Here is a 19,736-nt window from a genome sequence, read left to right as displayed (position 1 = left end):
TTAATTTTAAATTTGTCTAAACTTTTGGGTGCAGTCTATTTTTACTTGTGGCTTTTTTTATGTCAAGATTTCATAACAATCAAATAATAAAAAAAGAGGATTGGAATATTAGAAAGTAATATTAAGATTTTCATTCCGATATCTTTTCGATGTTCTGGAAAATGAATAAAACGATCCATCAAATGGATAAACATTATTGCATTTACAATTATTGCTCCTAAAGCAAATGGCCATGCAATTACTAAAACCATTGAGTTTCCATTTGAAATAATATAAAGCATAAACAGAATTGTACTGATTATAAATGTTCCAACAGTCAATTCGATAGATTGTTTTTCTTTAAAGGGATTATGAATTGTTTTCATGATTTTAAATATTAAAGGTTTGTTGAATAGTTTGAACGGGCATAAAAAGCATTTTTGAAAAATCGAGATAATGAAATGCATTTGCTTTTTTTCCTCTTTTAAATTGCTGAATGAAATAACTCATTCGTTTTGGGTAAAAAATTGTTCCAGTTGCTATTACCATAAACAAATACAAGCTTTTCTTTCCGTTTCCGAGTAAATAATACTGCATGCCTATTTCTTCATAAACCGAAACTCCAGTATTGGTCAGAACATGAATAATGTCGTGATCTTCTAGTTTTTCTTGAATATCAAAATGATTCTTGTAGAGAAAATTTCCTAAACCGAATCCTAAACTTTCTTCTGGATAGTTCATTAATAAAGTTTTATCAATATTCCAAGGTTCATTCTTTTTAAAGTATTTTTGATACGGTTTTTTGGAACATTCATACAGTTTTTCAATCAAATAATCTCTCATAAAGTATCGATTTAAAAGTTCTTTGAATTTCAAAGTTAATTAGCAAATAAAAAAGCTAGAATGAATTAGGACTAGCTTTTTAAGATATTAATAAGTGTCAATTACTGTTTTCAATATATTAGAATCGGCAAGGTCAGAAGGAGCAACGACTTTTTCTTCTAAAGGAATATCATTGCCGTAACGCTCTTTTAGTATTTTCTGAACCCTTGGATCTTGCAAGTTAAAATCTTTCAGTTCTTTAAGTTTAGACAATTCGATTCCTGCAGCGTTTTTATATATTTTCCAGATTAATTCAGAACAATATATCCTATTATCGGTCCATTCAAAATAAGCATCATATTCTTTGCCATCAAATTGCTGACTGTAATCTTTCATTTTCTGCAAAACCTGCGGATTCAAAACGCTATCGTCTTTTAATCTTTTTGTAACATATTTGCTGTCTTTTCCGTGTTTAATCCAGTCTTCAAGCGGGGTAAGTTTTACAGGTTGAACAGCTTCAAAAACAAACCATTTTCCGTTAATATCGTAAATAATGCCGCAATGAGAAAACTTCGAATTTGTCGCAATTCGAACCGCTTCGCATTGTTTAGATTCTGATGTTTGAAAAATAAGATCTCCATCCTTAAACTTGCTTACTGTTGTTTTTTCTTCTTTGTTTCCAGTAAAAGGATTGCTTGGAAAAACCTTTATCGCAACGAATAATGCACAGCCAAAACTTAGAAAGAAAGTAATGATCGGGAATAGATATTTTTTGATTTTCATAAAGTATATTTTAAAGTACTTTGAATTGCAAAGTAAATAATAAAAAAAATAGCTGCCAAATAAAATGACAGCTATTTTTACAAATATTTTATGCAATATTAGATTCTGAAAATTCCTCCAACAGCAATAATACGTTGAAAGTAAGTAAAGTGCTGAGAAGCTTTATCTTCAGGACTTGTTGTGGTTTTAATATCCTGCATGTTAATATAACCGCCTTTTAACTCTCCTTGAACATAAAAATGTTTGAAAAAAGTAACGTTAAGACCTGCTTTTGCAGAAACTCCATAACCAGAAACATGAAAATCATCGTGACGTTCTTTACCTAAAATTGTAGTATTCGTTTTTGGATATAAAACTCCAGCACCAATACCTTCAGTTAAGTTAATTTGAACTTTGTCAATATTTGGCAATCCAAACCATTTAGAAACATCATCGAATCTGGCAACTTCAGTATTAATGTAGTTTAATCCATCTGTATGTTCATACATTAAAAATGCTGGACCGTTTACATTTACTTCACCATTACCATAACCACCTTCTTTGGCTCCTCCCTGAGACATATCTACAGGTGTGTTATTGTAAGTGCCATTGTAAATTGATGCAGGATCATCTGCAGGTAAATTGATGTATCCGTTAACATTTGCAATTTGATTCTGTGCCATTACGTATTTCATGTGGTCAACACCAATTGTAACACTGTAGTGATCGCTAAAAAAGTAACCCAATCTCAAATTCGTTTGAGGAATTGTCATATTTGCAGGATTGATATAATCAACATGCCATCCTTTTGGTTTGTCATGAGCAGCCATATTCTCAACAGTAAAGTTGTAATCCTTACCTCTAAAGTTTACATCAGATTTTGAGTAGCTTTCTCTATTACCACCCCACATTACAAAGAATTTTCCTTTGTTGTGAGCGGCATATTTTTGTACAGGTATTTCTTCCTGAGCAAATGTGTTTAAAGAAACACAAGCCAGTAAGAAAAATAAAATTTTTGTTTTCAAAGAACTTAAGTTATTATAAATTAAAATGCGTTTATTGTTTTTCTGATTGCAACTAACTTGTTCATTAAACCTTCAAAATAGTCTAAATGAAGCATGTTAGCACCATCACTTTTTGCATTAGCTGGATCAAAATGGGTTTCGATAAAAATACCATCAACACCAACTGCAATACCTGCTTTGGCAACAGTTTCAATCATATCTGGTCTTCCGCCTGTTACACCCGCTGTTTGATTTGGCTGTTGTAAAGAATGCGTTACGTCCAAAACTGTAGAAGCATATTGCTGCATAGTAGGAATTCCTCTAAAATCAACAATCATGTCTTGGTAGCCAAACATAGTTCCGCGATCTGTAACCATAACATTTTCGTTATTACAGTCTAAAACTTTTTGAACAGCGTGTTTCATGCTTTCTGGACTCATAAATTGCCCTTTTTTCAAGTTTACTGTTTTTCCTGTATTAGCAGCTGCCACAACAAGATCAGTTTGACGAACTAAGAAAGCAGGAATCTGTAGTACATCTACGTATTGAGCTGCTTTGTCAGCATCTTCATTTGTATGAATGTCTGTAACTGTTGGAACATGAAAAGTTTCAGAAACTTTTCTTAAGATTTTTAATGCTTTTTCGTCACCAATTCCAGAGAAACTGTCAATTCTAGAACGGTTTGCTTTTTTAAAAGATCCTTTAAATACATAAGGAATCTGTAGATTGTCGGTAATACCAACTAATTTTTCAGCAATTCTAAGAGCCATTTCTTCTCCTTCAATAGCGCAAGGCCCTGCTAATAAAAAGAAATTTCCGCTGTCAGTATGCTTAATTTGTGGAATATGTTGTAAGTTCATAAAATTATTTTTTTTGCAATGCAAAGGTAGTTATGATTTATGAATAGCAGATGAAGATTTAAGATTATTTTAAGAACTCGAATAACTGACTAGGAGCTTAGTAAAATTAACGAATTGCTAAAATTTCTTTAGAATGATTAAATGCTTTTTCCGAGGCAATATTAAAGCATGAAAAAAAACTAATAGATGACATTTATCATGTTTTAGAGTTTTGCAGTTATTGCTATTTTTTAGTTCTGATCAATAGGTGTTTTTTGATCTACTTTCTTTCCTCCTTTTAATTAGAAATTGAGACACAATAATCAAAATCAGAATAAAAAGTAAAAAGAGAGAAGCCATAACGATGCCTAAAAGAGGCATTCCGCATCTGATTGGGTTTGGATATTGTTCGTATTGTTTTGAAAAATTATAATCGACAATATAATAAGCAATAAAAGAAAACAAAATAAAAGAAACAAAACTAATCCAAGATGCCGAACTAAATTTAAGTGAAGCAGGTTTATAAATTGTTTTGGTTCCTAATATTAATTGAAATAAAACGGGAAGGGCAAGTAATATTAAGGGTAATATTTCAAGCATAATATGAATAGTTAATAATATTTATTTAAGTCTTAATCCTAGAGGAACCATTAGAATTCCTTTTTCATAAATATTTAAATAAAGCTTAACGGGCTTTTTTTGACCTTCCCATTTCAATTCATAAACATTCAAAAATCCAGCACCCATATTACTTCTTTTAGTAGGGAAAGGACAACAGGTTTCTAATCTGGAATACGTTATTTTCTCGCCATTTGGGCCAGCCAAAGCATTTAAGAAACGAGTTTCATTTAAAGCCTCATTATTAGTATTTTGATAAAATATATTAATAGGATAATCAGGATCGTAACCGTATTTTTTGTCTTTGGCAAATTGTGTTATAGAAAAAGTGTTATCTTTCTTTAAAATCAAATCTGGCGCATTGTCATCTACGTTTTTTAAAGTCGATTTTGTGCTTACGCAAGAAGTAACACTGATTAATAAAACAATTAAAAGAGCTATTTTTTTCATGATTCAGATGGTTGTGTCAAGTTAAACTGTTTGTTCTACTTTTTTCGAATTTAGCTTTAAAATACCAACTACAATCAGATATTGTGCCAGAAGGTAAGTCAGCATAATAAAAAAAGAACTTTTAGGAATTGGAGTGTAAAATTTATTTAAAGCCAGAATACTATCAGAAATAATAAAGAAAATCGCGCCCAAAAAAACAAACTGATTACCGGGTTTTTCCCATACCAAAAATCCGTTGAAAGCAAATAAAAGCATAATTGAAATAACCGAAGCATAAATAGAAACTGGAATTTCAAGTTTTCCTAAATAAGGCATTAGAAAATAAACCATTCCAATTAAGTAAAATGCAATTAAAACGCTGCCAAATATAAAAAGAGGTTTATTCTGTTTTTTTCTAATTCTTTTCTGTTTATTAAAAAGAATGCAGTAAACTATATGGGCTGTCAGAAAAAATACCAGACCTAAAATAAAGTAAATTTCTCCAAGGTCTGTAAAAAGTAAAACGACATCTCCAAACCATGAAAGTGTAAGTGCTGCCAATAAAATGTTCTGACTTGGAAATTTTTTGTAAAAATAAGCTCCAAACCCGATAATTGGTATTAGAATAGGTTTGAGAAAGAGATCAAAACTCTCGTGGCCAGTAAGCATAATAATGAGGTAAACCACACTAAATGCCAGATAAATAAAAAAAAAGGAAGAGTTTCTCATAATAGGGGTTATGAAGTGATATATTGGTTTTGGTTGGTTTTGAAGTCAAAATTAACAAAATAAAATGTCGTTAAAAAAGATAAAATCAGGTAAGTAAAAATAATATAGTTACTAATTGGAATGACACGATTTAAGCCAAACCAATCTCCATAATAACCAATAATACAAACTGCAATCCCCAATCGTATGCCTTCCCATAAAACGGCATACTTATTTTTGTCCATTAACTCTGTGTAGCTATATATGGTTACAAAAATGAAAAAGCCGTAGATGAAAATATTAGGCAGACCGATTTTTGCAATATTATCAAACAGATAACTCACAAAAAGCAATGTTATTAAAACCTGTGCAACAGACCAGTATATTAGTTTCTGAGAGTTTTGGGTGCCATATTTTTCAAAATTAAAAACATTTTCAATTTTGTTTACAGGATATTTTTCCTCAAAATTTTCAGGACGCCAACCCGTTGGCTTAAACCAAATGGTCAATTTATCTTTCCATTTTGGAGCACGCCAGGCATCTTTTATTAATAAACTTAAATGCTGAAAATTTATTTTGATCGGATTCCATGTGCTGGCAGGTCTTGTAATTCCGAAAACTGGAGGTACATCATCTAATTCTTCTTGAAAAGTGCCAAAAAGCTTATCCCAAAAAATAAAAATCTGCGAGTGGTTTTTGTCCAAATATTCTGGATTAATGGCATGATGTACACGATGATGTGAAGGTGTTACCAAAATATGCTCCACAAACCCCATTTTCTTGATGTGTTTGGTATGATACCAAAATTGTAGAAATAAATGAATAGGAAGGGTAATAGCAATTACAGAAGCAGGAACTCCTAATAAAGCTGCAGGGATTAATAAAAAGGTAAATAAATTGACTAAACTGGCAATTGGCTGACGAAGTGCACACGCCAAATTAAACTCTTCACTGCTATGGTGTATGGCATGTTTGTTCCAAAGAAAATTAATCTGATGCGCCAAACGATGGCTCCAATAGCCGTAAAAATCAATGACAAAAAAAGCGATGAAATAGGAGAGGACATTGGCTTCTAAATGCTGTAACGCGATTTTGGAAACCAGCCATTCATAAGATAGAAAAGTAACGCTCAAGCCCAAAACATCTTTAACAGAATTGGTAATGCCAGAACTTATGCTGGATACACTATCTATTAATGGAGCAGTATCATTTTTTTTATAAATGCCATAAATTTTTTCAATAACAATTAAGGCTAAAAAAATCGGCATTGCAATAATCAATATCTTTCCGTATTCTTCCATAAAAAATGCATTCTATTTCATTCAAATATATAATAAAAACGAATGCATTTTGAGTTATTTGTAATTAAACCGTTATGATTGTATTATTTATTCAAAATAGAATACATATTATTGAGGTTCAAAAGGATATTTTATTGGATGATATTTTACTGTTTTTGGGTTCTTTATATTAAATCGTACGTTTTCTTTAATGATCTCAAACGAGTCGTATTTTAATTCCAACTGAATTTGATTATCGGAATTTACTACTCCGTACTTATTATTTTTCTTTACAACAAATTCGCCAGTGCCGTAAATTTCTGTAATAGCGTCATATTCTGCCGGAATTGCTATTTTATTTTGATTGCTGTAAACGCCAAATTTATTTTTGTCTTTAAAAATTTGATAATTACTATTAGAAAATCCTCTAAAGTACTGATTGCTTTTTACAAACTCGTCTACAAAGATTTCAGTTTCTGTATAATTATTATTTTCAACTGACAGAAGATATTTCTTTGAATTTTTTACAGCAAAAATTTTGTTTTGAGAAGCGCTATAAAAATCATACTCTTCTGGAATTATAATTTCACCTTTGGCAGAAAGCAGGCCGCCTTTATCTTCTGTATTAGTTGTGATGTAGTAATTAGAAAAAGGCACAATGTATTTATAGGATATTGGAATAATTTCTTTTTCTAAATATGGATCTATAACACCTTGCAAATTGCCTTTATTAGCAAAATAATGATTTTTGAACGAAATGCTATCTTTAGTATAAACATCATAAATACCAGTATAAACTAAAGGTTTTAGTATAAAATCTTTTTTATCGATAAGGCCATATTTTGTATTGTTTTGTACAATATAAATTAGATTACGTGGATAAATCTCATCGTATTTACATTCAATCTCATATTTTCCATTTGAATTTATAACGCCTTTTTTCTTTGTTACGGTATTGAAAATAAGGAAAGAATCGTGATCAAGTACTCTTTCAAACTTATGATTTTTAATGGTGTTTAAAACAATATTTCCGAGAGTATCAATGATAAAAGTGTTTTTGTTTTGAAGCGTTACAATAGATCTTTTATGCTGAAAATACTCAATATCAAATGCCTGAAATTTGGTAATCTGTTTTCCTTCTGCATCAAACAAATCAATACTGTTGTTATTCTGGACAAATGAAATGCCATTGCTGCCCATTATATTATCATATTTAATTGGCAATATGATTTTGTTATCTAGGTCAACAACGCCATATTTATTATTTTTTGAAACTCTAACCAGATTTTTTCCTAAATAGAAAACATCTTCATACTCAAAAGGAATTTTGACATTGCCTTGCAAATCGATGTATCCTCTTTTGTAGTTTTTATTAATTATAATTCCCGCTTCAAATATATTTTTGAGGTCTTTTCTGTTCTCTATGTATGCATAATTAGGTTTAAGCACCACATTGCCAAGAGAATCAATTAAGCCCATTTTTCCCTTAAAGGTTCTAAATACGGCATAATCATTTTCAAAACCATAGACATATTCATAAGTCTTATTTTCCATTAATTGTTTACGAAGAGGCTCAAATTTCGATTGCCCTTTCGTTATAAAAGAGAATAATAGAATTAGTAAAAGAAGGATATTTCTCATGATTTTAAATTTCTACAAATAAAAACGCATTCTCTTCAATTCTAGTATAGAATAAAACAGAATGCGTTTTAAAATTATTGGATCAATTAAACAATTTCGGCGCTAAGACCAGCTTCCAAAAGTTGAGTGCATTGAGGTTTAAGTTTTTCTATCGGGCCTGTTTTTACAGTGCATTTCCCGTTGTAATGTACAATCAAAGAGCATTGCTCGGCTTGTTCTGCCGTGTGGCTGCAAACACGCATAAGAGTATCAATTACGTGATCAAAAGTATTTACATCATCATTGTAAACAATGATCTCGTTATTAAAAGCAATGGCTTCTTTTTCGCGAACTCTTTCTCTTACTTTTTCTTTAGTACTCATATTGTTATAGTTTTTGTACTGAATTGATTATCAGTATCTAATTTACGTATTTTAAAGATACCCAGTTGTTTCTCTGAAGCTTTTTAACATAAGTTAAACCTTTTTCAACACAAGAAGCATCGATAAACGGAATGTCTTCTTCGTAGAAACCGCTAAAAAGAATAATCCCTTTTGGATTCAAAGCATCAACATAAGCCTGCATATCATTCAACAAAATATTTCTGTTGATATTGGCAATAATTAAATCGTATTTTTTACCTGCCAATAAAGCAGCATCGCCTTCATAAACGGAGATATGTTTGCAATTATTGCGTTCAGCATTTTCGATCGAATTCAAGTAACACCAGTTATCAATATCAATAGCATCGATAGGTTCAGCGCCTTTCATTTCAGCCAAAATAGCTAAAATCGCAGTTCCGCATCCCATATCAAGTGTTTTTAAACCTTTTACATCCATTTCCAATAAATGCTGAATCATCATGTGAGTAGTTTCATGGTGACCAGTTCCAAAACTCATTTTTGGCTCAATTACAATATCAAACTCAGCATCTGTTTTTTCGTGAAAAGGAGCGCGAACGTGGCATTTCCCGTCAACATCAATCGGTTCAAAATTCTTTTCCCATTCCTCGTTCCAGTTTACCTGGTCGATTTCTTCAATCGTATATTCAATTTTAAACTCCTCAGATTGTAGAATATAAATATCATCCAGAATATTTTCATCCCATAAATCCTTCTTCACAAAAGCAGAAATTCCGTTTTCAGTTTCCGTAAAACTTTCAAATGCTTTTTCGCCCAATTCAGCCACTAAAATTTCAGAACCCAACTCTTTTGGCTCAATTGTAAAATGATATCCTAAATATATATTCGACATAAATAAAAAATTTTTGCAAAGGTAAGAATACAAAGCAAAAGTTGTTTAAAAAAATCTAAAAGAACATTCTTATTTTAAGAATAATTTAGAATAAAAAAAGCGTTCATAATTATGAACGCTTTTCATTTTATATAAATCTAAGAATTAGATAGCAGTTACAATAGCTAAGAAATCGTCAGCTTTTAAAGCTGCACCTCCAATTAGACCACCATCTACGTCTGGTTTAGAGAAAATTTCTTTAGCGTTTTCTGGTTTAACAGAACCACCATATAAAATAGAAACTTCATCAGCGATTTCAGCTCCAAAAGCTTTACGAATTGTTTCTCTAATAAATTCGTGCATTTCTTGAGCTTGCTCTGGCGAAGCAGTTTCTCCAGTTCCGATAGCCCAAACTGGTTCGTATGCTAAAACAATTTTAGACCAAGATTCTTTTGCAATATGGAAAACTCCGTCACGCAATTGGTTCTCCACAATGTTGAAATGATTTCCAGACTGACGGTCTTTTAATTCTTCTCCAAAACAGAAGATTACTGTCATATCATGTTTCAAAGCTGTATCTACTTTGTTTGCGATTAAAGTATCAGTTTCGTGGAAAATAGCTCTACGCTCAGAGTGACCTAAGATTACTGTATTAACACCAATGCTTGTTAACATATCTGCAGAAATTTCTCCTGTAAAAGCACCACCTTCAGCTTGGTGAACGTTTTGAGCAGAAACTCCGATAGTTGTATTTTTTAATTTAGTCGCTGCCGCTTGTAAGTTTACAAAAGTTGGCGCTACAATTACTTGTGCATTTGTTTTCGCTGGAATTTTAGCAATTAATTCGTTTAATAATTCTTCAGTTTGAGCTGCATTTTTATGCATTTTCCAGTTTCCTGCAACAATCGATTTTCTCATTTTGGTAGTTTTATATTATTTTTTTGTTTTTTGTTTGAAATTAAAGCAAAGTCAATATTGATATTGGAATTTTGACATTGCAATTGTTATTGAAGCTTATTTCAATGATTGTAAAGTAGAATTGATTTTTTCGAAATCAGTTTCAATCGCTCTGTATAAAACGATTTTTCCAGTTTTGTCAACTACTATATATCTTGGAATCCAATCTAAATCAATCGCTTTTCCGAAAAGGCCTTTCATACCATCGTTCATCATATAGTGATCGCCTTTATTTAATTCATGTTTTTCGATTCCTGCTTTCCATTTGTCAGCCGTTTTATCAGCCGAAATGAATAAGTAAGAAACGTCAGGATTATTGGCTTGCAGTTCTTTTAATTTTGGCATTGCTTTTACACAGTCACCACACCAAGAAGCCCAAACTTCGATAACCAAAGTTTTTCCTTTGTATTTTTTTAAGATATTTTTGAAAGTAACCTGACTTCCGTCAGCAGCTAATAATTTCTCAGATAAAGCCTCTTTAGAAAAAGCTGTTTTCTGAGCTTGTGTGCAAGAAAAAGAAATAAATGCAATTACGGCTAGGACTAATTGTTTCATATTTATTAAAATTATTTTTTATTAGGGTACTGAATTCACAAAGTTAAACAAACAAATCGAATGCCAATTGCAGATTAACAAAATTTGAAGAGTCGTTGATTTTGTAACAAAACGACGTTTTTTGGTTGAAAAAAGTGTTTTGAAATCGTAATAGTTGGCTGTGAAATCAAGTATTTTTTTGAAACTATTTTTTAGGAAATAATTAAAAAGCAGTTTTTTTGTTTTGGCAAAGGAAAATTGAAGCAGAAAAGCGTCAGATTTCAATAAAAAAAGCCTTCAATAAAATTAAAAGTATTGAAGGCTTCTTTTATGTTTTTTTAATACTTAATTCAATTCGTAGTTTTCCATTTGATTTTATAGTCAAAACAATCAATGTATAAAGACTTATATAAAAAGCCATGTTTTAATTGGTATGGATTGATTTTGAGTTTTGAAGTTAGAATATTGTTTTTTATAAAAAGCATTTTTATGTGCTTTTATTGTTGAGGCTATATTTACGTTATAAATTTAAATTGAAAGTAAGTTTGTTTACTTCTTCTTGCTTGGCTGACTCTATGTTTTTTAAAGCATCTAATTTTTTATTAAGCTTAACCTTAGAACTTAGAGAAGTATTTTTGTTTTCAGCTGAAATTTTTTTTGCCACATGTTTCATAATTCTTTTCTTTTTATAATGAAACCCAAAAACTCACCATCGGGTTTGAATGGAACACTAGTAATATTTCCAGATTCATTGCGTACTGCACCAAAGATAGTGAAAGTTTCGGATAATTCTTCTAAATTAATAGAGATTGCCCTTCTGTATAAACGTGTTCGTCCGTGCGTACTTCCTTTAAAAAAGACCATTTTTTCTGGATATTTTTCAGTAAAAGTATAAATTGACTTGGCAACTGTAGCTAATATTATATTTCGATCGCCATTGTCTGTAATTATCGAGTCATCCAAAATATATCTTTTTTGAACTTCATCATGTAGCAAGTCTCCAAATGCTAGATTATAAATTTCTTTAGTTTGGGTTGGACTAAAAATTATGACTTTCTTTATTTCTCCATTTGGCCCAATGCTTTTAAATTCAAAAATAGTTGTATCTGTATTTCTATATAAATCATACTTTTGATGTTTCATTTTTTTAATTTGAGTCTGCAAAAATAAAATATTTATGTAAGAAAAAAACCACAATTAAATGTGGCTTTTTTAATATACGATCGAATTTACCGAAGACTATAACTTCAAATCATCTGTATCATTGTAGTGTACTTTTTGAGCGATAGTTCCGTCATTTACCACAACAATGCTTGGATTTGCTCTTTCAACAGTTTTTAAAGCTGTACCATCGCAGAAATAGAAATCGATGTCTAGAGCATAATCTTTTTTAGCTTTAGCAATTTCATCAGCTCCAGAAGCCGTCATTCCGATTACTTTGTAACCTTTTGCTTTTGCATCTTCAGTAACTTTTGCTAATTTTTTCATTCCTTCCGTATTTGACAAATTCAAATCATAAGTTACGTAGATTAGTAATTTAGGCTCTTTTAATAATTCTTCTTTATAATCAGAATCATCTTTTGTCATGGTGAAATCGTGAATAGGAGGAACGTATCCTTCTGAAATTATTTTATCTTTTCTATCAACGAATACTGCTCCTTCAGGAATATTCATTAAATCTTTTTCAGTAAATTCTTTATCAACACCGTTTACTTTGTAGATAAAAATCATTTCTACAACCGATTTTGGTGCGCCTTCTGGAATTTCCATTCCTTTCTCTATGTTTGTTCCTACTTTATACGGACGGAAATCTTTGATCGGATTGTGATTGATAACCCAAACCGCCATGAATACACAAAGAACAATACTAATCAATACAATAATATTGGTAGCCAGTTTAGAAAATAAAGGTTTTACTAGTTTTTTATTGATGAATAAAATCAAGATAAAGAACAGTAAAACAACATCTTTTGTAAACGACTGCCAAGGCGTTAAATGTAAAGCATCTCCAAAACAGCCACAGTCTTTTACTACATCAAAATAAGCAGAGTAGAAGGTAAGGAAAGTAAAGAAGACAATTAAAAGCAATAATGCCCAAATCGTTAATTTTGATTTATAACCCACCAAAAGCATTACTCCTAAAACTACTTCTAAGATTACTAAAAATATAGCTAATCCTAAAGCTAATGGCTCTAGAAATGGCATATTGAAAACCGGTTCACTAAAATATTCAGCAAGTTTATAAGAGAAACCAACAGGATCATTCAGTTTTATTAATCCGGAAATAATAAATAGTACGCCGACAAATAATCGGGAGAATTGGGTAATGATGTTTTTCATGGCAAATATTTAGGGTTTAAATTCTAAATTTTTAAATCCCAAACTCCAATATTAAAGTTGGAATTTGGGATTTTATTTTTTGGAATTTGATTTATTTTATAGGGTTTAAGATTAAAGCAAAAACAGAATAATTAATCATATCCTGATAATTAGCATCGATTCCTTCAGAAACAATTGTTTTTCCTTTATTATCTTCAATCTGTTTAACACGAAGCAATTTCTGCAGAATTAAATCGGTTAAAGAACTTACACGCATATCGCGCCAAGCTTCGCCATAATCATGGTTTTTAGCCTCCATTAAATCTTTGGTAAGCTTTACTTTAGCATCGTATAATTCAGTCGCTTTCTCAACATCAAGATCCGGCTGATCTACAACACCCAATTCTAACTGAATCAAAGCCATAATAGAATAATTGATGATTCCGATAAATTCTCCTTTTTCATCTTCATCCACTTTGCGAACATCGTTTTCTTGCAAACTTCTGATTCGTTGTGCTTTTATGAAAATTTGATCTGTTAGCGATGGCAATCTTAAAATTCTCCACGCGCTGCCATAATCTTTCATTTTATTGATAAACAAGGTTCGGCAAACCTCGATAACATTATCAAATTCTTGGGAAGTATTCTTCATTTATATGCTGTATATTTGCTAAAATTTCTTCAAAAATAAGGATTAAATTAAAGAGTTTCAAGTTTCAGGTTTTCTTTGTTTCAAGTTTTTTCTAAACAAAGTGTTAATGGAACTGGAATTTAAAAAGTTTAAAGTTTCATGTTCCATGTTTCAAGTTCTCCAATCGCGCAATCTGCATCAACTTGAAACCTGAAACCTGAACAAACAAAAACAAACAAAACGATGACAATAAACTGCAAAGGCGAACTTATAGATTTATCGGTTCCTAAAGTAATGGGAATCCTAAATGTAACGCCAAATTCTTTCTTTGACGGGGGAAAATATAAAAACGAAGACGAAATTATTTCTCAAGTTGATAAAATGCTTTCTGAAGGAGCTACGTTTATCGATATTGGAGCATATTCTAGTAAACCAAGTGCCGAATTTGTTTCGGAACAAGAAGAAATCGACAGAATTGTTCCAGCTATAGAATTGATTTTAAAACATTTTCCACAAACTTTATTATCAATCGATACTTTTAGGGCTGAGGTAGCGAAAGCGAGTATAGAAAGTGGTGCCGCAATTATAAATGATATTGCAGCAGGAGAATTGGACGATAAAATGTTTGAGGTTATTGCCCAATACAATGTACCTTACATCATGATGCACATGCGAGGAAATCCGCAGACAATGCAGAGTTTGACGCAATACGATGATATCATTAAAGAAATGCTTTTCTATTTTTCTGAAAAAGTAAAAAAGGCGAGAGCTTTAGGAATAAACGATTTGATTTTAGATCCAGGTTTTGGTTTTGCCAAAACAACCGATCAAAATTATGAATTGATGCAAAAGATGGAGCTTTTTAATTTGTTGGAATTACCTGTTTTGGCTGGTATTTCAAGAAAATCAATGATTTATAAAACGCTTGATATTACACCTCAAGAAGCTTTAAACGGAACAACGTTCTTGAATACAATTGCTTTGACAAAAGGAGCAAAAATTCTTCGTGTGCATGATGTGAAAGAAGCTGTGGAATGTGTTACTTTGTTTAATAAAATGAGTTTCGAATAATATTTAACGATCGTTTTGTCATTCCGAGGAACGAGGAATCACACTCGAAACTCGACAAAGATTGGCGAATTTCTGAGAGGAAATACTAGTGTGATTGCTTTGCCAGTTCGCTATCGCTCGTGTCCTCGTTCCTCGGAATGACAAAACGTTGCATTAATTCTTTGTGTAAAAAATATATGATGAAATACGTCACATTAATTATCGCTTTACTTCTTTTCTCTTGTGGAAAAAAAGAAGATGTTTTACTGCCTAAATCAAATGTCCCAATTGTAAAAGATGTGCAAGACCATTCTCCAATTTACATCTTTTTTAAAGTTGAAGGAAAAGACACCATTGCCGATTTAAATCGAAAAAGCGCCATAATTTCAACGAATTGGATTTTTAATATAGATAAACGTCTTCCTTTGAAATTGGTAATTCCTCAAGTAATGAAAATGCAGGATAAAAAGCGAAACGAGAAAATGCATCAAAATGAAGAATCTGAGAACTATTATTCGTATGCAGATTCTGTTGGAAAGAATTTAGCTTTTCTGCCTTTTACAAAAGTGTTTTATAAAACAGAAAGACCCAAAATAGGAAATTTTGTAGTTTACTTTAAAAAGGGAAAACAACAGGTTTTTATGGGAAATAAGGAGATAAAAATATCAGAGATATTAAAGCAATTCTATAGCATAAAGTTTGAAAAAGTGCCAGATTTGGTGTTTTTATTTGATAAGGATATGAGTTATGGAGAGTACATTCAATACAAAATCCTATTGCAAAAAGAGGTAACTTATAATCTCGATAGACTTCCTGTAGAATTTATTTTTTAATACGTTAACATAAAAAACGAAAAGCCTTTCTGATTCAAGAAAGGCTTTTTTAGTTTTAGAAATTTAATAACCACCGCCTCCGCCACCGCCGTCTCCGCCAGAAGTGCCAGTTTTTGTTAGAGTACCGCTGATTTCGCCATTAGGATAAGCAGTAGTGTGTAAGTTAACGTAATAATGATTAGCCATCAGCTCAGTAATTTGTGCATCTGTAATAGAACCAGATACAGATATTGGAGAGGTAGATACACTGGCATCAGGAAACGGAATAACAATTGTGCCGTCTGCCGCATGTATATGACCATGTATTGGTGTTAGTCCTGAAAAATTTACTGTAAGATCAAATGTTTTAGCAGTCTTATTTAATTTAAGTGTTGCACTACCAGAAGCTGAAGAAGTTGCGCCTGTAACTGGGGTCAGATTAGCAGTAAATGTCACAATTACTGGTGTGTAATTGTCGTTGTTGTCATCGTACCCGTTGGAGCACGAAATTCCAATTAAAAGCAATAGTAGGATTGCCGAAAGGCGAAATAAAGATTTCATAATTATATGCTTTTTATGTTAAAAGAGAGGTTTAAAAAACTATAATTATTAAATTTTATTAAGATTTAATAAATCACTATAAATTTACGATTTTATTTTTATTTAACCCGTTTTTTTGTGGATTAAGTTGTTGATTTTTAAATGTTTCAGAGGTGTGGATTGAGGTTAGTGGAATTTATTGATGATGATAAGGTTCATTCCGCAATATCGTAAATCCGCGGTACAATTGCTCTATAAAAAATAAACGAACCATTTGATGCGAAAACGTCATTAGCGAAAGCGACACTTTTCCGTGCGCTTTTTTATAAACCGTTTCAGAAAAACCGTAAGGTCCACCAATTACATAAACTAACGTTTTTACGCCAGAATTCATTTTCTTTTGCAATTCTTCAGAGAAACCAACGCTTGAGAAGTTTTTTCCGTTTTCATCCAACAAAATCAATTGATCGGTTGGCGAAAGTTTTGAAAGAATCAATTCGCCTTCTTTTTCTTTTTGCTGACTTTCAGACAAGTTTTTTACGTTTTTGATATCAGGAATAATCTCTAGATCAAATTTGATGTAAAACGACAAACGTTTGGTATAATCGTCAATCAGAGTTTGAAGCGATTTATTATCTGTTTTGCCTATAGCGATGAGTTTGATGTTCATTGGTTATTTTTTTTTTTTAGCCACGAATTACACGAATTAGTACGAATTTAATTTAACACATAGAGACATAGTTTTCTTTGTCTGCAAAAGGCGTTTCACTTATTGCAATGCACATAGCTATGCGTTAAAGCTTGCTTTTTCTCTAATCTTAAAACCGACACAATTATATCTATGTTTCTATGTGTTTAATTTTTTACAGCAAAGCAGTTTACGATTTTTTATTTTCAAAAATGGTCTCGAAATGTTCTACAATAGGGAAAGGTTCGTAATAATGATGCAAAATCTTTTTCCATTCCAAATACGCTTCAGAAGTTCTGAAACCTACCGTATGATCTTCAAGTGTATTCCAATCGACCAATAAAAGATATTTGTTTTCAACTTCGAGACATTTTTCTAAACGATGCCCTAAATAACCTTCGATGGACGAAATATATTGACTGGCTTTTGCAAAATCAGCTTCAAATTGAGGGGCTAATTCTGGTTTTACATATAGAAATGCGGCTTCTAGAATCATATATTTTAATATTGACAAACCTAACAGGTTTTTAAAACCTGTTAGGTTTAGAATTTAGTTTTTAGAAAATTTCGCTTCAAAAGTTTTAAAACGATTGTCTAAATCTTTAATCAATTGTTTTTTAACCGATTCGTCTTGAATGAAACTGTAATTGATACTGTTGTAAACGTATTTTTTGATTGTTTCATAATTTACATCAGGATATCTTTTTGCCAGTAAAACATATTGTTCGGTCATATTGCTTCTTAAAATTCCTGCATCGTCTGTACTGATTACAATTGGCACATTAAACTCTTTATAAAGCGTAAATGGATGTCTGTTTTCTTTTACTTTCAAAATGAATTCGTTACTTACTAAATTGATTTCAATCGGAATGTTTTTTTGAGCCATATATTTCAATAAATCATACGAATTGGCTTCGTAAGCAATATCAACTCCGTGGCCTATTCTGTTGGCTCCTGCCACATAAATCGCATCGTTGATGTGCCACGTTAATTCTTCTGGCTGAACCAAACCTAAAGTTAATTCACCAGCATGAAGCGTATATTTTACATTTGGGAATTTCGAGTGGCAATATTTGAACATCACCATGTGCAACCAATAATCTTTCATAGAATTTTCGCCATGTTCTGGAGAAACGATATTTACACCCGCAGTCAGTTTGCTTTCGCTTGACGAAATAAAAGCAATAACCAGATTTTTGAACAAATCGACAGGTTCCATAAAACGAAGCACAAAATTTTGATAACGCATCGTGAATTTTTCGTCATCTATTTTCAAGTCTTTGTGAAGTTTTGCTAAGAAATTAGTATTGAAATCTTCGGCGTATTTTTTAGCGTCTTTTTTCTGAAGCGATTTATACAATTCATCCAAAAGTTTTAAAACCGCTTTTTCATCTTTTTGAGCTGAAGCCTGACGTAATTTGGCGTTAAAATCATCTAAATCAGAAACATTCATATCGCATGGAATTGTTGATAATTGTGTTTCTATATAGCTTACATTTTCAGCAATGGCGCGTTTTTTTAATTCCAACATTCCTTCTGCAAAATGACCAGCAATGGTTGGTTCAAATTTCATGAAAGAATAAAAAAACTGATCATCAGAAGGTACAGACCCATTATAGTCTTTAATTGACCAAGTCTGCATAATTTGCTGTTCATAATACTCTAATTTTCCTTTATTTTTAAGAGATGAGAAGTTTTCCCAGTTTCCGTTTGAAGGTTTGGTTTTAGAAACGGCCATAGTTTCAAGATTCAAATAAAAGTCTTCTGCAATAGCTCTTTCTAAAAGAGGTTCTGCATAAACTGATCCCGAAAAATGATGGTGTAAATCGCCTCCTTTTGGCATTTGTTGAAAGAAAGCGGTTAAGAGAGCTTCATTATTTCTGATTTTTTCTAAATAACTCTCAGCCGATTGAGAAAAGCCGATTTGTGCTATAAAAAAACAGAAAAGCGTAATTATTCTTGTCATACTCTAAGATTAAATTACGCGCAAATATAGGAATTTCTGCGGAAATTTGAAAATTGAAATTCGTTGCGTTGAATTTTTAACGCAAAGAGCGCTAAGATTTACCGCAAAGAACGCAAGGTTTTATTTCAAGCTGAACTTAATATAAACGAAAAAGTTCGCAAAGCTTTGTCTAAAAAACTTTGCGAACTTTGCGTAATCCTTTGCGAACTTTGCGGTAAAAAAAAACTTAGAACCTTAGCAACTCAGAACCTTAGTATCTTTAAGAAAAAAGTACATCACGTATTTCTTCCACTTTATCAAAAACGCTTTTTGCAAATGGACAAAGCGGAATAATTTTTAAGTTATTTGCTCTAGCATATTCTACCGCAGCCATAACTAGTTTTTTACCAACACCTTTTCCGTTAAAATCTGGGCTAACTTCAGTATGGTCGATTATAAATTTAGTGTCTCCTGCCCAAGTATAGGTCATTTTTCCTGCTTCTTTTCCGTCTTCTACGGCTTCAAAATAGCCTCTTTTTGTATCGTTTATTTGCTGAATTTCCATTGTAATTATATTAGTGTGGTTTTAATTTCGATTGAATGTGTCAATGTTTTATGGATTGGACAACTGTTTGCAATCGTTTCTAATCTTTGTCTTTGTTCTTGGTCAACATCGCCAATCACTTCAATTTTTCGAGTAAATGAGGTACAATTTCGCTCTGAATCTCTTTCAAAATCAATTTTGATATTGATTTCTTCGACGTTCCATTGTTTGCGATTAATGTACATTCGTAAAGTAATTAAGGTGCAAGAAGCTAGTGATGAAGCCAAAAGTTCAGTAGGATTTAAACCTAAATTTTTTCCGCCTAATGATTGTGGTTCGTCAGAAATTAAGACATTTCCGCTCGCAGATGTAATTTCCGTTCGATACAAACGTGTATCTATTTTTGCTGAAAGTGTATCCAT

25 protein-coding genes are annotated in these 19,736 nt (G+C 31.7%); 2 read left to right on the top strand and 23 right to left on the bottom strand.

The window, feature by feature from the left end; all coding sequences use genetic code 11:
* Positions 1-62: 62 nt before the first annotated feature.
* The 17 genes from NU08_RS21520 to NU08_RS21440 all read right to left on the bottom strand — a co-directional run bounded on the left by NU08_RS21520 (position 63) and on the right by NU08_RS21440 (position 13,756).
* Positions 63-365 carry a hypothetical protein gene (locus NU08_RS21520; RefSeq protein ID WP_129749094.1) on the bottom strand — a complete coding sequence of 101 codons (303 nt, stop codon included), beginning with the start codon at positions 363-365 and terminating at the stop codon, positions 63-65.
* Positions 366-369: 4 nt separating this feature from the next.
* Positions 370-822: a hypothetical protein gene (locus NU08_RS21515; RefSeq protein WP_129749093.1), complete on the bottom strand. Its 453-nt coding sequence runs from the start codon at positions 820-822 to the stop codon at positions 370-372.
* A gap of 87 nt (positions 823-909) precedes the next feature.
* Positions 910-1,584: a YiiX family permuted papain-like enzyme gene (locus tag NU08_RS21510; RefSeq protein WP_129749092.1), complete on the bottom strand. Its 675-nt coding sequence runs from the start codon at positions 1,582-1,584 to the stop codon at positions 910-912.
* A gap of 98 nt (positions 1,585-1,682) precedes the next feature.
* Positions 1,683-2,588, bottom strand: a complete 906-nt coding sequence (locus NU08_RS21505) for a hypothetical protein (protein ID WP_129749091.1) — start codon at positions 2,586-2,588, stop codon at positions 1,683-1,685.
* Positions 2,589-2,608: 20 nt separating this feature from the next.
* Positions 2,609-3,427, bottom strand: a complete 819-nt coding sequence (gene kdsA, locus NU08_RS21500; RefSeq protein WP_129749090.1) for a 3-deoxy-8-phosphooctulonate synthase — start codon at positions 3,425-3,427, stop codon at positions 2,609-2,611.
* A 600-nt stretch (positions 3,428-4,027) separates the two neighbouring features.
* Positions 4,028-4,474 (bottom strand): 2-dehydro-3-deoxyphosphooctonate aldolase, encoded by a 447-nt coding sequence (locus NU08_RS21490; RefSeq protein ID WP_129749088.1) that lies wholly within the window; start codon positions 4,472-4,474, stop codon positions 4,028-4,030.
* A 21-nt stretch (positions 4,475-4,495) separates the two neighbouring features.
* Positions 4,496-5,182 (bottom strand): lysoplasmalogenase, encoded by a 687-nt coding sequence (locus tag NU08_RS21485; RefSeq protein ID WP_129749087.1) that lies wholly within the window; start codon positions 5,180-5,182, stop codon positions 4,496-4,498.
* Positions 5,183-5,190: 8 nt separating this feature from the next.
* Complete coding sequence (locus NU08_RS21480; RefSeq protein WP_129749086.1) at positions 5,191-6,462, bottom strand: sterol desaturase family protein; 1,272 nt, start codon at positions 6,460-6,462, stop codon at positions 5,191-5,193.
* Between the two features lie 108 nt (positions 6,463-6,570).
* Complete coding sequence (locus NU08_RS21475) at positions 6,571-8,082, bottom strand: WG repeat-containing protein (RefSeq protein ID WP_129749085.1); 1,512 nt, start codon at positions 8,080-8,082, stop codon at positions 6,571-6,573.
* Between the two features lie 86 nt (positions 8,083-8,168).
* On the bottom strand, positions 8,169-8,444 hold the full coding sequence (locus NU08_RS21470) for an ATP-dependent Clp protease adaptor ClpS (RefSeq protein ID WP_111376979.1): 276 nt from the start codon (positions 8,442-8,444) through the stop codon (positions 8,169-8,171).
* Between the two features lie 37 nt (positions 8,445-8,481).
* A complete protein-coding gene (prmA, locus tag NU08_RS21465) occupies positions 8,482-9,315 on the bottom strand; it encodes a 50S ribosomal protein L11 methyltransferase (RefSeq protein ID WP_008462980.1) in 834 nt (277 codons plus the stop codon).
* Positions 9,316-9,459: 144 nt separating this feature from the next.
* Positions 9,460-10,212 (bottom strand): triose-phosphate isomerase, encoded by a 753-nt coding sequence (gene tpiA / locus NU08_RS21460; RefSeq protein ID WP_129749084.1) that lies wholly within the window; start codon positions 10,210-10,212, stop codon positions 9,460-9,462.
* 96 nt (positions 10,213-10,308) lie between these two features.
* Entirely contained in the window at positions 10,309-10,806 is a 498-nt protein-coding gene (locus NU08_RS21455; protein ID WP_129749083.1) for a TlpA family protein disulfide reductase, read from the bottom strand.
* Between the two features lie 499 nt (positions 10,807-11,305).
* Positions 11,306-11,458, bottom strand: coding sequence for a hypothetical protein (locus NU08_RS22415; protein ID WP_165352499.1), 153 nt, complete (start codon positions 11,456-11,458; stop codon positions 11,306-11,308).
* Positions 11,455-11,928 (bottom strand): DUF6934 family protein, encoded by a 474-nt coding sequence (locus NU08_RS21450; RefSeq protein ID WP_129749082.1) that lies wholly within the window; start codon positions 11,926-11,928, stop codon positions 11,455-11,457. The genes NU08_RS22415 and NU08_RS21450 overlap by 4 nt, the downstream gene beginning before the upstream one ends.
* Positions 11,929-12,024: 96 nt before the next feature.
* Positions 12,025-13,125 (bottom strand): BT_3928 family protein, encoded by a 1,101-nt coding sequence (locus NU08_RS21445; RefSeq protein ID WP_129749081.1) that lies wholly within the window; start codon positions 13,123-13,125, stop codon positions 12,025-12,027.
* Positions 13,126-13,216: 91 nt separating this feature from the next.
* Complete coding sequence (locus NU08_RS21440; protein ID WP_129749080.1) at positions 13,217-13,756, bottom strand: DUF1599 domain-containing protein; 540 nt, start codon at positions 13,754-13,756, stop codon at positions 13,217-13,219.
* 222 nt (positions 13,757-13,978) lie between these two features.
* Here NU08_RS21440 and folP point away from each other — a divergent pair, with 222 nt between their 5' ends.
* Together folP and NU08_RS21430 are read left to right on the top strand one after the other, a co-directional pair.
* Positions 13,979-14,806, top strand: coding sequence for a dihydropteroate synthase (folP, locus tag NU08_RS21435; protein WP_129749079.1), 828 nt, complete (start codon positions 13,979-13,981; stop codon positions 14,804-14,806).
* Between the two features lie 176 nt (positions 14,807-14,982).
* Complete coding sequence (locus NU08_RS21430) at positions 14,983-15,618, top strand: hypothetical protein (protein ID WP_242502626.1); 636 nt, start codon at positions 14,983-14,985, stop codon at positions 15,616-15,618.
* A 63-nt stretch (positions 15,619-15,681) separates the two neighbouring features.
* Here NU08_RS21430 and NU08_RS21425 read toward each other — a convergent pair whose 3' ends face one another.
* The 6 genes from NU08_RS21425 to NU08_RS21400 all read right to left on the bottom strand — a co-directional run bounded on the left by NU08_RS21425 (position 15,682) and on the right by NU08_RS21400 (position 19,736).
* The gene (locus tag NU08_RS21425; protein WP_129749078.1) at positions 15,682-16,158 is read right to left on the bottom strand and encodes a CHRD domain-containing protein; all 477 of its coding nucleotides are present in this window, start codon (positions 16,156-16,158) and stop codon (positions 15,682-15,684) included.
* Between the two features lie 175 nt (positions 16,159-16,333).
* Positions 16,334-16,807: a 23S rRNA (pseudouridine(1915)-N(3))-methyltransferase RlmH gene (rlmH, locus tag NU08_RS21420; RefSeq protein WP_129749077.1), complete on the bottom strand. Its 474-nt coding sequence runs from the start codon at positions 16,805-16,807 to the stop codon at positions 16,334-16,336.
* Positions 16,808-17,015: 208 nt separating this feature from the next.
* Positions 17,016-17,321, bottom strand: a complete 306-nt coding sequence (locus NU08_RS21415; RefSeq protein WP_129749076.1) for an antibiotic biosynthesis monooxygenase family protein — start codon at positions 17,319-17,321, stop codon at positions 17,016-17,018.
* 54 nt (positions 17,322-17,375) lie between these two features.
* Positions 17,376-18,791 carry an adenosine deaminase gene (locus NU08_RS21410; RefSeq protein ID WP_129749075.1) on the bottom strand — a complete coding sequence of 472 codons (1,416 nt, stop codon included), beginning with the start codon at positions 18,789-18,791 and terminating at the stop codon, positions 17,376-17,378.
* Between the two features lie 259 nt (positions 18,792-19,050).
* Positions 19,051-19,335 (bottom strand): GNAT family N-acetyltransferase, encoded by a 285-nt coding sequence (locus NU08_RS21405; RefSeq protein WP_129749074.1) that lies wholly within the window; start codon positions 19,333-19,335, stop codon positions 19,051-19,053.
* A 5-nt stretch (positions 19,336-19,340) separates the two neighbouring features.
* Positions 19,341-19,736, bottom strand: a complete 396-nt coding sequence (locus NU08_RS21400; RefSeq protein WP_129749073.1) for an OsmC family protein — start codon at positions 19,734-19,736, stop codon at positions 19,341-19,343.

The sequence above is a fragment of the Flavobacterium anhuiense genome (assembly GCF_004151235.1).
Taxonomy (GTDB): domain Bacteria; phylum Bacteroidota; class Bacteroidia; order Flavobacteriales; family Flavobacteriaceae; genus Flavobacterium; species Flavobacterium anhuiense_A.
The sequence above is the reverse complement of the archived record's forward strand: the minus strand, read 5'-3'. Positions and strand labels throughout refer to the sequence as shown.

Coding starts and splice junctions, on each gene's coding strand:
- NU08_RS21475 (WP_129749085.1), bottom strand. CDS start 8,082: ATGAGAAATATCCTTCTTTTACTAATTCTATTATTCTCTTTTATAACG.
- NU08_RS21455 (WP_129749083.1), bottom strand. CDS start 10,806: ATGAAACAATTAGTCCTAGCCGTAATTGCATTTATTTCTTTTTCTTGC.
- NU08_RS21415 (WP_129749076.1), bottom strand. CDS start 17,321: ATGATTCTAGAAGCCGCATTTCTATATGTAAAACCAGAATTAGCCCCT.
- NU08_RS21430 (WP_242502626.1), top strand. CDS start 14,983: ATGATGAAATACGTCACATTAATTATCGCTTTACTTCTTTTCTCTTGT.
- NU08_RS21400 (WP_129749073.1), bottom strand. CDS start 19,736: ATGGATACACTTTCAGCAAAAATAGATACACGTTTGTATCGAACGGAA.
- NU08_RS21520 (WP_129749094.1), bottom strand. CDS start 365: ATGAAAACAATTCATAATCCCTTTAAAGAAAAACAATCTATCGAATTG.
- NU08_RS21485 (WP_129749087.1), bottom strand. CDS start 5,182: ATGAGAAACTCTTCCTTTTTTTTTATTTATCTGGCATTTAGTGTGGTT.
- rlmH (WP_129749077.1), bottom strand. CDS start 16,807: ATGAACATCAAACTCATCGCTATAGGCAAAACAGATAATAAATCGCTT.
- NU08_RS21510 (WP_129749092.1), bottom strand. CDS start 1,584: ATGAAAATCAAAAAATATCTATTCCCGATCATTACTTTCTTTCTAAGT.
- kdsA (WP_129749090.1), bottom strand. CDS start 3,427: ATGAACTTACAACATATTCCACAAATTAAGCATACTGACAGCGGAAAT.
- NU08_RS21490 (WP_129749088.1), bottom strand. CDS start 4,474: ATGAAAAAAATAGCTCTTTTAATTGTTTTATTAATCAGTGTTACTTCT.
- NU08_RS21405 (WP_129749074.1), bottom strand. CDS start 19,335: ATGGAAATTCAGCAAATAAACGATACAAAAAGAGGCTATTTTGAAGCC.
- NU08_RS21470 (WP_111376979.1), bottom strand. CDS start 8,444: ATGAGTACTAAAGAAAAAGTAAGAGAAAGAGTTCGCGAAAAAGAAGCC.
- NU08_RS21515 (WP_129749093.1), bottom strand. CDS start 822: ATGAGAGATTATTTGATTGAAAAACTGTATGAATGTTCCAAAAAACCG.
- NU08_RS21450 (WP_129749082.1), bottom strand. CDS start 11,928: ATGAAACATCAAAAGTATGATTTATATAGAAATACAGATACAACTATT.
- NU08_RS21480 (WP_129749086.1), bottom strand. CDS start 6,462: ATGGAAGAATACGGAAAGATATTGATTATTGCAATGCCGATTTTTTTA.
- prmA (WP_008462980.1), bottom strand. CDS start 9,315: ATGTCGAATATATATTTAGGATATCATTTTACAATTGAGCCAAAAGAG.
- NU08_RS21445 (WP_129749081.1), bottom strand. CDS start 13,125: ATGAAAAACATCATTACCCAATTCTCCCGATTATTTGTCGGCGTACTA.
- NU08_RS21440 (WP_129749080.1), bottom strand. CDS start 13,756: ATGAAGAATACTTCCCAAGAATTTGATAATGTTATCGAGGTTTGCCGA.
- NU08_RS21425 (WP_129749078.1), bottom strand. CDS start 16,158: ATGAAATCTTTATTTCGCCTTTCGGCAATCCTACTATTGCTTTTAATT.
- folP (WP_129749079.1), top strand. CDS start 13,979: ATGACAATAAACTGCAAAGGCGAACTTATAGATTTATCGGTTCCTAAA.
- tpiA (WP_129749084.1), bottom strand. CDS start 10,212: ATGAGAAAATCGATTGTTGCAGGAAACTGGAAAATGCATAAAAATGCA.
- NU08_RS21410 (WP_129749075.1), bottom strand. CDS start 18,791: ATGACAAGAATAATTACGCTTTTCTGTTTTTTTATAGCACAAATCGGC.
- NU08_RS22415 (WP_165352499.1), bottom strand. CDS start 11,458: ATGAAACATGTGGCAAAAAAAATTTCAGCTGAAAACAAAAATACTTCT.